Here is a 363-nt window from a genome sequence, read left to right as displayed (position 1 = left end):
ACAACACCCAAAATATCAAAGACTGTTTTTTTCTCATATCTGTGGGATTTTCGTCCGTTTCGCTGTAGGAGGTTAAACAGACGAAGGAGCACCTTTGATAATTTCTGGGTGTTTTTTTGTAATGCTTGATAAAACAGTAAAAAGTGGTCTTTAATCATGTACATTGCTTTATATTCGCTTAATTCTTTTTGCTTCTTACGCAACAAGAGCTCTCTCATTTTAAACATAGTAGAAGAACACAAGAGAATACCGATTAATTGCCCGTATAAATGACATTCTAATCGTTCTTGTTTAATAGATTTACAACGATGGATTTGAAACCAAGTTTTCCATACTTTAAATAACAGCTCGATTTGCCAACGT

The 363-nt window shown here is 33.9% G+C and carries 1 protein-coding gene; it reads right to left on the bottom strand.

Features of this window, described 5'->3' with window-relative positions:
* Nucleotides 1–363: transposase (locus LOK41_RS28705; RefSeq protein WP_241819468.1), on the bottom strand; the 363-nt coding region annotated here is incomplete at both ends.

Source organism: Bacillus sp. TL12 (assembly GCF_022625245.1).
Taxonomy (GTDB): domain Bacteria; phylum Bacillota; class Bacilli; order Bacillales; family Bacillaceae_G; genus Bacillus_A.
The sequence above is the reverse complement of the archived record's forward strand: the minus strand, read 5'-3'. Positions and strand labels throughout refer to the sequence as shown.